This window comes from Streptomyces sp. NPDC005784 (assembly GCF_042871525.1).
Taxonomy (GTDB): domain Bacteria; phylum Actinomycetota; class Actinomycetes; order Streptomycetales; family Streptomycetaceae; genus Streptomyces.
Genome location: NZ_JBIAIQ010000027.1, coordinates 106,395 through 119,636, shown reverse-complemented (window position 1 = coordinate 119,636; position 13,242 = coordinate 106,395). Strand labels below are relative to the sequence as shown.

Annotated in this window: 10 protein-coding genes and 1 pseudogene; 1 reads left to right on the top strand and 10 read right to left on the bottom strand. The window is 69.7% G+C overall.

Annotated elements, in window-relative coordinates; translation table 11 throughout:
• Positions 1-165: 165 nt before the first annotated feature.
• Positions 166-924 carry a DUF899 family protein gene (locus ACFYR3_RS32550; protein WP_389285515.1) on the bottom strand — a complete coding sequence of 253 codons (759 nt, stop codon included), beginning with the start codon at positions 922-924 and terminating at the stop codon, positions 166-168.
• A 395-nt stretch (positions 925-1,319) separates the two neighbouring features.
• A complete protein-coding gene (locus ACFYR3_RS32545; RefSeq protein WP_389285513.1) occupies positions 1,320-2,210 on the bottom strand; it encodes a glycoside hydrolase family 19 protein in 891 nt (296 codons plus the stop codon).
• A 612-nt stretch (positions 2,211-2,822) separates the two neighbouring features.
• Here ACFYR3_RS32545 and ACFYR3_RS32540 point away from each other — a divergent pair.
• Positions 2,823-4,178 carry a beta-1,3-glucanase family protein gene (locus tag ACFYR3_RS32540; RefSeq protein ID WP_355855629.1) on the top strand — a complete coding sequence of 452 codons (1,356 nt, stop codon included), beginning with the start codon at positions 2,823-2,825 and terminating at the stop codon, positions 4,176-4,178.
• On the opposite strand, the pseudogene ACFYR3_RS32535 reads toward ACFYR3_RS32540, so the two are convergent.
• The 8 genes and pseudogenes from ACFYR3_RS32535 to ACFYR3_RS32500 form a co-directional block, all read right to left on the bottom strand.
• Positions 4,129-4,374, bottom strand: a pseudogene (locus ACFYR3_RS32535) (FAD-linked oxidase C-terminal domain-containing protein); the annotation flags it as partial. The gene ACFYR3_RS32540 and the pseudogene ACFYR3_RS32535 sit on opposite strands and share 50 nt — an antisense overlap.
• Positions 4,375-4,595: 221 nt before the next feature.
• On the bottom strand, positions 4,596-5,750 hold the full coding sequence (gene alc / locus ACFYR3_RS32530) for an allantoicase (RefSeq protein ID WP_355855632.1): 1,155 nt from the start codon (positions 5,748-5,750) through the stop codon (positions 4,596-4,598).
• Positions 5,751-5,867: 117 nt separating this feature from the next.
• Positions 5,868-6,602, bottom strand: a complete 735-nt coding sequence (locus ACFYR3_RS32525) for an aspartate/glutamate racemase family protein (RefSeq protein ID WP_355855635.1) — start codon at positions 6,600-6,602, stop codon at positions 5,868-5,870.
• 43 nt (positions 6,603-6,645) lie between these two features.
• Positions 6,646-7,989 (bottom strand): allantoinase AllB, encoded by a 1,344-nt coding sequence (gene allB, locus ACFYR3_RS32520; RefSeq protein ID WP_355855638.1) that lies wholly within the window; start codon positions 7,987-7,989, stop codon positions 6,646-6,648.
• 47 nt (positions 7,990-8,036) lie between these two features.
• Positions 8,037-8,429, bottom strand: a complete 393-nt coding sequence (locus ACFYR3_RS32515; protein WP_389285510.1) for a hypothetical protein — start codon at positions 8,427-8,429, stop codon at positions 8,037-8,039.
• 500 nt (positions 8,430-8,929) lie between these two features.
• A complete protein-coding gene (locus ACFYR3_RS32510) occupies positions 8,930-10,144 on the bottom strand; it encodes a glycoside hydrolase family 3 N-terminal domain-containing protein (protein ID WP_389285508.1) in 1,215 nt (404 codons plus the stop codon).
• A 227-nt stretch (positions 10,145-10,371) separates the two neighbouring features.
• Entirely contained in the window at positions 10,372-12,138 is a 1,767-nt protein-coding gene (locus ACFYR3_RS32505; RefSeq protein WP_389285527.1) for an ATP-binding cassette domain-containing protein, read from the bottom strand.
• Between the two features lie 182 nt (positions 12,139-12,320).
• Positions 12,321-13,202, bottom strand: a complete 882-nt coding sequence (locus tag ACFYR3_RS32500; RefSeq protein WP_355855652.1) for a phosphotransferase — start codon at positions 13,200-13,202, stop codon at positions 12,321-12,323.
• Between the last annotated feature and the right edge of the window lie 40 nt (positions 13,203-13,242).

Sequence of the window (13,242 nt, the reverse complement as noted above, 5' to 3'; positions counted from 1 at the left end):
ACACCCCAGGACCCGGCGCCCCCGCCGGTCGACGCACCGCTGCCCCCCCCGGGGGCCGCCCTTCCCACTCGGGGGAGATGGGATTCGGGGGGCCGGGGGGGGCCCCGGGGGCGGCCCCCACCGCGGTCTCCGACGGTGGTTCCGCCGTGGCGCTCGGGCCCGGGCTCAGCCGCAGCAGCCCGAGCCGCCCGTGCTGGACTGTCCGCCGTGGAGGTCGTCGTCGTGCCCGGCAGCGATCCGTGCCCATTGGGCGCTTGGCCTTCCGCCCTTGCGGAACTGGTCGCCGCGGGCCTCGTACGGCTGCGGCCAGCCTGCGGGGGAGTCCTCCCAGATCTCCTGCCGTCCGTAGAGGGTCATGTCGAGGATGCCGTAGGCGGGCGCCATGGGCTCGACCCCTCGGCCGGTGGTCCAGTACGTCTCGTAGACGCGGTCCGCGTCGCGGAGGTAGCACGACTTCATGCCGAAGTGGCGGCCGGCGAGGAGCCGTTCGTGGGACTCGGCGGGTACGGAGTACCAGGGCATCTTCCAGCCCATGAAGCGGCGGTAGCGTTCGGACTCCTCGTAGGGGCCCTGGCAGAAGGCGGCGAAGGTGACGTCATGCTGGTGCAGATAGGACAGTTCGCGGACCTGGCCGGTGAAGAAGGTGCAGCCCTCGCACTGGTCGGCGGCGGGGCGGCCGTCATGCCACATGTGATACGACGCGAACAGCTGGGTACGGCCCTCGAAGACGTCGATCAGGGGAACTTGTCCGTTGCCTCCGACCAGCGGAGTCGACGGGTCGACCTCGGTCATGGGCAGCCGTCGCCGTGCGGCGGCGATCGCATCACCCTCCCGGGTGTGCGCCTTTTCCCTGGCGCGGAGGGTGTCGTGTGCGGCCAGCCACTCCGAGCGGGAGACGGCCGGCGGCGTGTTCGTAGCAGTCATGCCCGTACTGACCCGGCAGCCGACAGAAACTCATCGGCGGGGTCCGAACCGGCTGCTGTGCGCGCGCCATTGACACGGGCGCCGACGGCAGATCGGTGCGGGCACCGGCCGCGCGCTGATGGGCCCGCATGGGCCATCTCGGTGGACTGCACCGATCGTGGAAGTCCACCGAGATGGCCCAGTCGATCACATGTCGTCGATCCCACCACCGGCCACAACTTCCATTGCTGACCGGTGGGAACGGCCACAGCCGTTCCCACTCGGCATCTGTCGGATCGCCCCGCCCCCTGCCCGCAACATCGACCCGGGCACGAGCACGAGGGAGTCACATGAACCGCGGGACAAGTCCGATCCGTGGCGTCGTCGAGCCGTCAGCAGTGCCGTCAGCAGTGCTGTCAGCAGTAGAGGTTGGCTCCCGGCGTGACGCCGAGGATCGATGTGAAGCGCTGGTAGGCGTCCACGCGGCTCTGCACCTGTGCGGGGTTCCTGCCGTCGCACTCCAGCGAGCCGTTGATGCTGCGGATGGTCTGGCCGAAGCCGGCGCTGTTGACCATCGCGTTGTGGGGGGTCATGGTGCCGGGGCCCGACTGGGTGTTCCAGTACCAGAGGCCGGTCTTCCAGGCTACGGCCGAGTCGTTCTGGACGAGCCAGGGGTTGCCGAGCAGGTCGATGCCGAGCGCGTCACCCGCGGCCTTGTAGTTGAAGTTCCAGCTGAGCTGGATCGGGCCGCGCCCGTAGTACGCCGCCTGGCCGGCCGGGCAGCCGTAGGACTGGCTCCAGTCGCAGTAGGTGGGGTAGTTGGCGGTGTTCTGCTCCACCAGGTAGACGAGTCCGCCGGTCTCGTGGTTGACGTTCGCGAGGAACGCCGCGGCCTCCTGCTTCCTGACCGTGTCGCTGCCGCTGTTCGCGAATCCGGGGTAGGAACTCAGTGCGGCCTTGAGGCCGTTGTAGGTGTAGAAGGAATTTCGGTTCGGGAACATCTGGTTGAACTGCGCCTCGCCCACGACGAAGCCGTCGGACGGGTTCGTCGAGCCGCCGTCGCAGGCGTAGGGCTCCCAGTACCAGGTGCTGATGACGGGGTCGTAGCCCGGGTTGTCGTGCTCGGCGATGTAGGCCTTGCCGTCTGTGTACCGGACGATGTTGCCGGTGGCGTAGGACTTTCCTGCCACCCAGTTCGGGTAACTCGAACAGGATGCGGCGGACGCGCTCGCGGCCGGCAGTAGCGCCGGTGCGGAGGCTCCGATCAGAATCGCGGCCAGGAGGGAAGCGGCGCGGCGTTGTGACACAGGATCAGTCCTTTGCGGAGCAAGGCAGCGCCGGAGGCAGGCAGAGCCGTGCGCGTACGCCGACGGAGGGCCGACGCCGCGGAGTCCGGGCGGCCGCGGTGGGGGGTGTGGGGCCACACTCAACCGCTTTGGTCTGTACCAGTCAAGGGTGTAGACCAGTCAGTGCCCGGCGACGGTGGCAGGAAAGTGCCGTGGGCCGGGCGGGGGCTGAGCATCACGGCCGGTCCGCCGTGACCCGGGCGCCCGGACGCAGATCGCGTCCAAGTCCTTCGCTTGCCCGCACCGCCACCGCACCTGCCCTCGACCGGGCGGCTCGGAGACCGCTCCACGGACTGTGCGCCGATCGGGCCGCGCGCCGGTCGAAGAAGCCAAGTCTTGAATACGTGGCACGACACGGGCCGGTCCAGCCGTCGGGGTCCGAAGGCGTCGGGCGATCGGACGCGGCACAGGAGGTGCAAGGTGGTGCTCCGCCGTGCCGGACACCCGAACTTCCTTCATTTCGGCTTCAGTTGTTGACGTCTGGAACGTGTGGGGATACAACCCGGAGAGAGCGCTCTCCGTCTGCTGTTGCTCCGCCCCCACACACGCCGACTCGGCACGAGGAGACTCCACATGCAGTCCTTGACCAGCGCCCTTCCCGACAGACCGCCGGGTATGACCGCACGGGCCCGTACGGCTCTCGGTCTGGTCGTCGTCCTGCTCGCCGCCTGCGTCGCCGTCCTGACCCCGTCCCCCGCGCAAGCCGCCGACCAGTTGCTCTCCCAGGGACGACCCGCCACGGCATCGTCGGTCGAGAACGGCTCCTTCCCGGCAGGGGCCGCGGTCGACGGCAATACCGGCACCCGGTGGTCCTCGGCCTTCTCCGACCCGCAATGGCTGCGTGTCGACCTCGGGTCCGTCCAGCAGCTCACCCGCGTCACCCTGAACTGGGAGGCCGCCTACGCCACGGCCTTCCAGATCCAGACCTCCGCCGACGCGAACACCTGGGCCACGGCGTTCTCCACGACGACCGGCACCGGTGGCACCCAGAACATCAACATCACCGGCAGCGGCAGATACGTGCGCATCCTCGGAACGGCGCGAGCCACCCCCTACGGCTACTCCCTGTGGGAGTTCCAGGTGTACGGGCCCGGAAGCACCACCCCGCCCGACGCCTTCTGGGGCACGACCAGTGACATACCCGCCGCGAACAACGCCGTCGAAGTGAAGATCCTCAACCGCACCAACGGCAAGTACCCCGACAGCCAGGTGTACTGGAGCTTCAACGGACAGGTCCACTCCATAGCCGAGCAGCCGTACCTCGACATGCCGGCGAACTCCGCGGGCCGCATGTACTTCTACCTCGGTTCGCCGAACGGTCCCTACTACGACTTCATCGAGTTCACCGTCGGCAACAACGTCTTCAACGGCAACACCACCAGGGTCGACGCCTTCGGCCTCAAACTGGCCATGCGCCTGCACACCAAGGACGGGTACGACGCCGAGGTCGGTGAGAACCGGCAGACCTTCGCCGAGGACCGCACGACCACCTTCCAGCGGTTCACCGCCGCTGTTCCCGACCAGTTCAAGGTGCTCGCCCAGAGCCAGGCCCCGTACCGCATCATCGCGCCCGGCAGCGACCCGAGCTTCCGGGCGGGCGGCGCCAACGCGAACTACTTCACCGCCTACGCCCAGTCCGTGGGCGTCAGCGCCGCCACCTCCGACATCTTCGGCTGCGCTGCGGCTCTCGCGGGCAACCCCGACATGTGCGCCGCCCTCAACCGCCATGTGGCCACCCTTCCGGCCTCCCAACAGGGCGACCCGGCCCAGTACTACAAGGCGGCGCCCGCGAACTACTACGCCAAGTTCTGGCACGACAACGCCATCAACAACCTCGCCTACGGCTTCCCCTACGACGACGTGGCGGGTCAGTCCTCCTTCATCTCCCACGGCAACCCGCAGTGGCTGCTGGTCGCCGTGGGCTGGTAGCCGCGTCCCGGGCCCCCGGGGGCCGTGCCGGCTCGGCACCGTCGTGTCGGGGAAGGGGATCGATCACGACGCCGGGATCGAGGATCCCGGACGGGTCCGGCACGGCCTTGCCCGCCCGCAGGGCGGCGGCGAAGAGGTCGGGGCGCTGCCGGTCGTACCAAGGCCGGTGGTCCCGGCCCACCGCGTGGTGGTGGGTCTCTGGTGATGCTGCCGGGTCAGACCGGCTTCTGACAGGTCACCTCGCCGGGGAGGTGCCGCCCCGCAACGCGCGAACGTCACCTCGCCGGGGAAGGTGCCGCCCCGCAACGCGCGAACCGTCACCTCGTGCGGCCCCGGCTTGTGCGCCTTCAGCCCGAAGAGCGGACCGTGCGGGTCCCGGCCGGGCGGGGCGGCGCGTCCGGGGCCGCCAGGGTGACATCACTCGCCGAACAGAGCCGGGATCTCCGCGAGGGCCGAGTCGTTCTCGTTGAGCGGCCGCCGGGCGGTGAGTGCGGCCGCGTCGTCCACCGGTGTGCCTGCTGCGGTGAGGACGGTCCGTGCCTGTTCGGCGGGAAGTGAGTTGAACCACCGCAGGGCGAGAGCGCGCCGCGCCGCGGTGTCGACCGAACCGAGGGCGCGCAGGCGCGAGATTCCTCCGTCGGGGAACACGTCGAGGCGCACGTGGGTGACTTCTTCGGTGCCGGTGACGTCGAAGTAGTGCCTGGTGTCGGGCTGGAGCCTGGTGTCGGGCAGCAGGGGGAACCAGGCGGACGAGTCAGGCTCCGGCGTCGTCTCGGCGTTGGCCCCGTACAAGGCGCAATTGTTCGAGGCGTTGTACTTGTAGTAGGAGGTGTCGACCTCGACCTGGCGCAGACGCCCGGGGGCAGCCAGCCGGACGACTGCCCAGTCGTGGCCCGGGCCGCGTCGGCGCTGGGTCTCCCAGCCGTCGCCCATGTGCCGGGCGAGTCCGGGCTGGTTGAGGACCTCGGCCGACGAGTAGAAGGTGTCGCTGCTGGCCTCCACCACGCCGCCCAGTTCGCGGGCGGCGAGGTCGGGGGTGAGGCCCTCGAAGCGGCGAGGGTCGGGAACGGCCTGTCCGCGGACCCGCAGCCGGGCCACGCCGCCGTCGGGGTAGACGGACAGCCTGAGGTGGGTGAAGCGGGTCTGCGCCGTCACGGTGAACTCGTTGTGGGAGTCGCCCTTGAGCGGGGAACGCGGGACGATCTCCTCCCAGGTGACGTCGGGTCCCGCGAGTTCCTCCGGCGAGGGGTAGCCCTCCACGCCGCAGGCTTCGATGCGGCACTCCGGGGGGTAGTTCCCGGTGAAGAAGCTGGTGTCCACGTCGATGGAGTGGATCACTCCGGGCGCTCCGAGGCGGATCAGGGCCCAGTCGTGTCCGGGAGTGCGCCTGCGGCGGGTCTCCCATCCGTCGACGATCTCACCCTTGTGGCCGTAGGAGCCGGGAGTGAAGTCGGCGGCTCCCGATACGAGCAGGTTCTCCTTCTCACCGAAGGACTCGTCGCTTGCAGCGATGACGCTGCCGCCGACGAGGCGCGATGCCAGGTCCGTCGAGGACGGATGATCGGTGGACATGAGGGATGGCCTCCACAGGTGGAACAGCCGCGCGGGAATCAGCCCGGCTGACGGTGATGTACAGGATGCGCGGGTCGGTTGCTCAACCCGTCGGCTCGGCCGGCGGGGGCGAGGGGCTCAGAGCGCCAGGCGCTTGGACAGCGGCCATCCGATGATCGTCTTGGACTCGGGTGCCGCGTAGGTGCTGACCTTGCTGGTGCTCAGGCCCAGGCCCACGATCGCCTCGGCCAGGCGGATTCCGGCGGCGACCGGGTCGACCACCGGTACGCCGAGGGCGTCGGTGATCGCTTTGTCGAGTCCGGCCATGCCGCCGCAGCCCAGGCAGATGACCTCGGCCCGGTCGTCCTCGACGGCTCGCCGTGCCTCTTCGACGATGGCGGCCATCCCGGCCTCGGGGTTCTGGTCGAACTCCAGCGTGCCCATGCCGACGGAGCGGACCGAGGCGCAGCGGTCGGCGAGTCCGGCGGTGAGAAGGCGGTCCTCGATCGATCCGATCGAGCGGGCGAGGGTGGTGACCACGGAGTAGCGGCGGCCGATCATCAGGGCGACGTGGGCCGACGCCTCGGCGATGTCGATGATGGGGACGTCGGTGAGCTCCTGGAGGCCTTCACGCCCGTGCTCGCCGAACCCGGCCATGACCACGGCGTCGTAGGGCTCGTCGTAGGTGGCGACGCGGTCCATGACCGCGACGGCGGACAGCAGGCTCTCGAAGTTGCAGTCGATGCCGTCGGCCCCGTAGAGCGGGGTGAGCGGCACGATCTCGGTTCCGGGCGAAGCGCAGTCCCGGGCGCTCTTGGCGATCGACTCGGTCATGGCTTCGGTGGTGTTCGGGTTGACGACCAGAATGCGCATCGGGCACTCCTTCACGATCGATGTTCGGGTGGGTGGACAGCGGCTAGCGGGCGACGCCGGGCGGGGTCAGCAGTTGCCCTCGGGGGCGGGAGAAATCGATGCGCCGACCCCGCAACCAGGTCTGGCGGACCGCGCCGTACAGTTCCCGTCCGGCGTAGGGGGTGATGGGCTGGCGGTGATGCAGGGCTGTCGGCTCGACGGTGAACTTCTCGTCGGGTGCCAGGAAGCACAGGTCGGCGTCGTAGCCGGGTGCGATCGCCCCCTTGTGGGAAAGCCCGACGAGCTCGGCCGGCTGCCGGGCCATCCAGTTGGCGACATCCGCGAGCGAGTGGCCGCGGCGCCGTGCCTCGGTCCATACGGCGGGCAGAGCGATCTGGAGGGAGGAGATGCCGCCGAACGCCTCGGCGAAGTCGCCCTTGTCCAGCGCCTTGTCTTCGATGGCACAGGGCGAGTGGTCCGAGACGATCATCGCGAGGGAGTCGGCGCGCAGGGCCGCCCACAGCCGGTCGGCGTTGGCCGCGTCCCGGATCGGCGGACAGACCTTGAACGAGGTGTCGCCGTCCGGCACTTCCACGGAAGTGAGGGTGAGGTAGTGCGGGCAGGTCTCGGCGGAGATCTTGAGCCCCTCGGCCCGCGCCTCGTGGATGAGATCGGCGGCGTGCGCGCTGGAGACATGGACGATGTGGCTGCGTCCACCGGTGGCGCGCGTCGCCTCGATCACCGCGCTCACCGCCAAGTCCTCGATGTGCGCGGGGTGTACGGCCAGGAAATCCTGGTAGGAGCGGCCGGGAACCAGCCGGATCGCGGCCATTTCGGCGGCGTCCTCGGCGTGGACCGCGAGGAAGCCGCCGAACTTCTTGAGCTCGGCCAGGGCCGCCTTCATCTCGTCGACGGAGACGGGCGGGAACTCGGGAAGGCCGGTGTTGGCGAGGAAGCACTTGAATCCGAGTACTCCCGCGCGGTGAAGCTCGCCCAGCTGAGGGATGTTGGAGGGGGTGACGCCGGCCCAGAAGCCGATGTCGACATGGCTCCGGTCGCTCGCCGCCTTCCGCTTGATCTCCAGGGCCGGTACGTCGACCGTCACCGGGAGACTGTCGAGTGGCATGTCGACCACCGTGGTGATGCCGCCCGCGGCCGCTGCCCGGGTGCCGGAGTCGAAGCCCTCCCAGGCGGACTGTCCCGGGTCCTGAAGGTGCACGTGGGTGTCGACCAGCCCGGGGAGTACCACCACGTCGGCTTCGACGCGGACTTCCTCCCGGGCCGGAACGGCTGCTTCGATGTCCTCGATGAACCGGATCCGCCCGTTCACGATGCCGATGCAGGCGGCTCGTTCCCCTTCGGAAGTCATCACGCGCTCGGCGCGAACGACCGTGTCCACTTGTTCCATGCCGGTTCCTCGTCCCTCGTCCGTACGTGTGTGTCTTGCTGGCCGGCTCAGGCGAGCTCGGGCACCGGATCCGACGCGACCTCGTGGCTGTCGTCCGGCGCCTCGGCGGGCTCCGGCTCGAACCGCGGGAAGCCGAGCAGGACCGTGGCGTTCGCCCGCTTGTGGACCAGGGCCACCCCGATGAAGTAGATGACCGCGCCGGTGAGCCACGCCTGCAGGGCCGGGAAGCCGATGTAGGTGTGCTGGAATCCGGACGTTCCCGGGATCAGGCCACCGGTGGCCGTGCCGACGACCGTGCCGGCGACCACCGCGACCACGCCCGGCCAGTTGGCCCGTGCGGTGTGCTTCCAGTGCGCGACGCGGTCCATGGGGCGGCGCAGCCCGAACACACGCGGCAGGACGAAGACGTCCATCGCCATGACGGTGCTCGCGGTAGGCACCGTGACGGCACCGATGCCGGTGACGATGTTGAACGTCTGCTGGAGGCTCGGCAGGATCAGGGTCAGGCCGGCCGCGATGGCGCGGGAGCGACCAGTACGCCTTCCCAGGGATCGGTCAGCTCCAGCTCAGTGACATCCACATGGCCCCCGTCGGTCCGCACCAACCTGTCGGCGCAGCCTGATCTGCGTTGCCATTCCTCGTGCGACGACCGCACCGACCCCGGCAATCTACCGGCCGTGTCCATCCTGAGGTCCCCAACGCAGGTGCTGCTGGAGCGGACCAGGCAACTCACCGCACGGTCGGCGACTGGCAGTTCAGTTTCGGCGGCGAAGCAGACCTCTACGACTCCGGCGCGCTCGACGACATCCTGCTCGTGGTGAGCCGGACAGGACAGGCTCCCGCCCGGGCACGCTGACCGCGGTCTCCGCCGCATCCATCGCCGAAGGTGCCGCAGTGCCGCACTACACCTGCGACTGCGGCACCGGCGGCATCGTCCAGGTCAGCCGCAGGACAGCAGGCCTGCTTTCTGCTTGGCGGTGAGGACGCGATGGACGCTCTGTTCCACTTGCCAGCGGAAGCTCTCGCTCTGCGTCATCCGATTCTGTACCGCCGTGGTCATGTCCGGGATCAGGTTCGGTTCGACGGTCAGGACCAAGTCACCGCCGGCCGACAGGAACTTGACCGCGCGGTCGCCCGGGGACACGGCCTTGACCGCCACCGCGTTCCCGAGGTCGTCCGAAATGACCACGCCCTTGAAGCCCATCTCCTTGCGGAGAAGCGTCTGGATCACCGTCGAGGAGAACGCGGCCCGGTTGTTCGGGTCGATCTTGCTGTAGGTGGCGGAGGAGATCATGACGACCGGAGCGCCGGCCTCGACGCCGGACTTGAACGTTGTGACGCTCGAGCTGTCGCTCGTTGTCACGGTGTCCACGACGTTGGCTGTGGTGTCGGTGTTATCGACGACGCTGCCGAGTCCGGGGAAGTGCTTGAGCGTGGCCAGCACCCCGGACTGGGCGGAGCCCGCGAGGAACGCGTCACTGTGGGGAGCCACCGTGTCAGCGGTGTACCCGAACTCGCGGTCGTACCGACCGATCGGAGCGTTGGCCGTGCCCAGGCTGGCCGGTACGACATCCGCGACGGGCGCGAGGTTCAGGTTCACACCGGCCGACTTGAGCTCCTTGGCCCACACGGCGGCTTCACTGCGCAGTTCGTCCGTCGTCCAGCTCCCCTGAGTCAGGGCAGTCGGGATGGTCGAGAACCCGGGGCCGGAGAGCACCTGTACCTTTCCACCCTCCTGGTCGGTCGAGATGAGGAGGCCCACACGGCTTCCTGCCGCGCTGTCCGCGTTCGCCTGAAGACCGTCGACCAGGGTCTTCGTCGCCGTCGTCCCGGCGTTGCTCCGCCCGGCCAGGAACACCGAGCCGACGTGGTACTGGCGCATGAGCTGGATCCGCTTGCTGTCCGGAGCGGACGGCGTGACCGATCCCATGAAGAGCTGACCGACCCGCTGTGCGGCCGTCATCGCCCTGAAGGTCCTGTCGGCGCACGTGGCCGCCGCGAACCTGGCCTTCGGGGCGGACGTGTTGACCGGGGAGGCCTGGGAGACCTCCACGCCGACCACTCCGGCCGCCGCCAACGCCAGTGCCAGCGAAGACGCGAGCCAGACAGGACGATTGGTGCCGGCCCGATGGGCGGGTGAAGGGTGCGATGCCATGAAGACGCTCCGAGTGTGCCTGCTGCGGGCCGTTCGTATCTTGAACGGGTAGTCAGTTTCCCGGGTTCATGGTACCCGCACGCATATCCGCCGGACGGGGGGCGTGCACCGACGGGTTTTTGGTGTACCGATGGGCTTTTGAGGGTCCTGTGCGCGGGTCTGTGCGGGGTTGGGAGGGAGCGGGGCCGCGCCGCACGCGGCCCCGCAGGTGACGCGATTGAGGGAGGTCAGCGGTCCTGGGCGAGCGCGTACAACTCGCCCAGGAGACTCCCCTCGGTTGCGACGAGGGCGTCGAAGGTGCCCTCTTCGCGGATGCGTCCGTGATCGAGGACGATGACGCGGTCGGCCATCCGCACGTTGTCCAGGCGGTGTGTGACGACCACCGTGATGCGGTCCGGAGCCATCTCGCGGAGCTTGCGGAAGATCAGGTGCTCGCCACGGGCGTCCATCTCGCTGGTCGGTTCGTCCAGGACGAGCACGGCCGGCTCGCGGTACATCGCTCGCGCGCAGGCCAGGCGCTGCCACTGCCCGCCGGACAGTTCGTGTCCGCCCCACACCGATCGGGCCAGCAGGGTGTCGAGCCGGTCCGGGAGTCCCTGGAGGACCTCGGTCATGCCGACGCGGTCCGCGGCGTCCCAGACGCGTTCGTCGGTGTGCTCACGGGGCTGGCCGAGAGTGATGTTCTCCCTGGCGCGGAGCGGCCAGTGTCCGTTCTTCTGGGGGACGAGGCCGACATGTCGCCATACCGATTCCGCGTCGGCGGTGGCGAGGTCGACGTCGTCCCATCGCACGGTTCCGCCGGTCGGCACGGTCAGTCCGGTGAGCATACGGATCAGGGTCGACTTGCCCGCGCCGTTCTCACCGACCAGGGCGACCACCTCCCCGCGGTCGAGGGTGAGGGTGATCGGGTGCAGGGCGGGGGTGTCCTTGTCCGGGTAGGTGAACTCGGCCTCGCACAGGCGGATTTGCTGTGGTGCCTTGGCCTGGGTGGTGCCGCGGGCGGTGGTCATCGCGCGGACTTCGTCGATGAACGTGTAGTAGTCGCTGAGGTAGAGGCCGTGGTGGAACATCACCGCGCCGTACCGCACGATCGAGTTGAGGGCGCGTCCTGCCGTCTGCGAGGCGACGATGGCCGTGCCGGCGATCGCGGTGGACATGGCCCCCGAGAGGGCGAGCGCGGCCAGGGCGGCCCACATGCCGAGCGTGAACAGGCCCGCGAGGGATGCCGCGAGCAGCGTCACCAGCAGGTACGGGCGGGCTCCCTCGAGCTCGCGTCCCTCGACCCGGTCGCACATCGCCCTGTACCAGGAACGCAGGTAGGGGCGCATGGTGTTGGCGCGCAGTTCGTCGGCGAGCTCGGAGGTGGTGAGCCACCAGCGCATCATGCCGCGCACATTGCGGGCGGAGAGGGTGCGGTCGTGGACTCGGTAGTCGATGCGCGCGGCGATCACTCCGCCGAGGCCCCGGGGGATGACCGACAGCAGCAGCACGCCCAGGAGCAGCGGGTGGAGTGAGGTGAGGACGGTTGCTGCGGACACCAACTGCACGAAGGCGTTGGTGAGCGTCTTGGCGTCGTCCGCGAGGTCGACCGCGCGCAGGGCGCCGATCTCCGCGGCCTGGCTTCGGTCGGTGAACCCTTCCGTGTCGTAGGCGGACAGTTCGGCTTTCATGTGGAGGTCGACCAGTGTGAGGTCGGCGGCGGAGGCGATCTTCGGGTTCAGCCGGCGAGTGGCCCAGTCCGCGAGGATCCACATCGCGGCGCCCGTCGCCATCGCGACGACCGCGACGGTCAGCGCCGGCCACGCCTGCCAGAGTCCTGTCCGGGCGTCGGAGGTGGTGAGGTGGGGCAGCGCCTCTGAGACGGCGGTGAGCATGACGGCCGTGCCGAGGCCGGACAGCAGCTGGCACAGGAGGATCGTGATCGTCATGTGCCGGTCGACGGACCAGGCCAGCCGGGCCGACTGGGCGAGCGCCATCGGGATCCGGCGGGCCATGTCCCACAAGGTGGCGTCGTCCATGGCCCGGCGGTGCTTGCGCCCGTTGTAGTCGAGCTCGGGGGGCGCCGAGGGCTGCGGATCCGCCGAGCGCGCGGCGGGAACGGCAGCCGTGTCACTTGGCGCGGACAGGACCTGCGGCACGGTGGCCGCCGGGCGTCGGGTGCCGATGCGGGGCAGCTTCACGCGAACACCCCCGTCGTCAGCCGGTCCAGGGTGCGCCGACCGCGCGCGGTGACGCATTGATCGTCGTACGCCTCGCCCCGGACGAGGGCACTCACCGCGTCCAGCGCGGCCAGTGCCTTCAAGACGTGGCGCTCCTCTCGCGTCAGGTCGCGCCCGTATCCGCGGAGGCAGGCGGTGCGCAGCCGCGGCCTGTCGGCCCACACCCCGCAGGCCAGCGGGACGAACTCCTGGACGACGGGGGCGAATCGGGACCGTTCGAAGTCGATCCACGCAGCGTGCCCGGACCAGAGCAGGTTCCTTGGCCAGGCGTCGCCGTGAATGAACCCGAGCGGCAGCGGCCCCACCATGAGCAGTTGGGCCGCCAGGTCCCGCACGAGCCTGCGCTCCGCCGGTGTCAGCCGGTCCCCGGCCTGGTCCAGGTGCTTGTCCGCGCCCTCCGCCGCCGCGTGCAGCGATGCTTCGGCCTCGACGCGCCAGTGGCCGGCCAGGTCGCCGGCCGCGTGAAGTCGGGCCAGGAGGAGACCGCCCTGCCGGTGTGCCTCGTACTCCTCGGCCGCCGTCAGCAGGAGTTCCTTCACCGGGCGGCCGGGCACGGCGGTCGTCAGCAGCGCCAGGTACTCGGCGCTGGACGCACGCAGTTGGGGCGCGCGGCCGCCTCCCAGGGCTGGCGTCGCGTGCCGGAGGGCGAACGTCTCCCGTTCGTACATCCGCGCGTGTGGGGAGACCTTCAGGTAGAACCGGCAGCCGTCGGCGCGCACGAGCTCCCAGACCCGGGAGTTCTCCCGCGGGTGCGAGGCGTCCCGGACGTCGTCGACACCCCCGATCTCATGCTCGGCCCAGCCGCGCAGCGCCGTGGGAAGAGTCTTCGCGTCGGTCATGCCCCCCACCTCGGTGACGGTCGTGATGCGGAGGCGAACG

Bases quoted from the DNA above. Each gene is read 5' to 3' on its own strand.
- ACFYR3_RS32550 (WP_389285515.1), bottom strand. From the start codon at position 924: ATGACTGCTACGAACACGCCGCCGGCCGTCTCCCGCTCGGAGTGGCTG.
- ACFYR3_RS32540 (WP_355855629.1), top strand. From the start codon at position 2,823: ATGCAGTCCTTGACCAGCGCCCTTCCCGACAGACCGCCGGGTATGACC.
- alc (WP_355855632.1), bottom strand. From the start codon at position 5,750: ATGTCCACCGATCATCCGTCCTCGACGGACCTGGCATCGCGCCTCGTC.
- ACFYR3_RS32525 (WP_355855635.1), bottom strand. From the start codon at position 6,602: ATGCGCATTCTGGTCGTCAACCCGAACACCACCGAAGCCATGACCGAG.
- allB (WP_355855638.1), bottom strand. From the start codon at position 7,989: ATGGAACAAGTGGACACGGTCGTTCGCGCCGAGCGCGTGATGACTTCC.
- ACFYR3_RS32510 (WP_389285508.1), bottom strand. From the start codon at position 10,144: ATGGCATCGCACCCTTCACCCGCCCATCGGGCCGGCACCAATCGTCCT.
- ACFYR3_RS32505 (WP_389285527.1), bottom strand. From the start codon at position 12,138: ATGGCCCGCCGGATCCCGATGGCGCTCGCCCAGTCGGCCCGGCTGGCC.
- ACFYR3_RS32500 (WP_355855652.1), bottom strand. From the start codon at position 13,202: ATGACCGACGCGAAGACTCTTCCCACGGCGCTGCGCGGCTGGGCCGAG.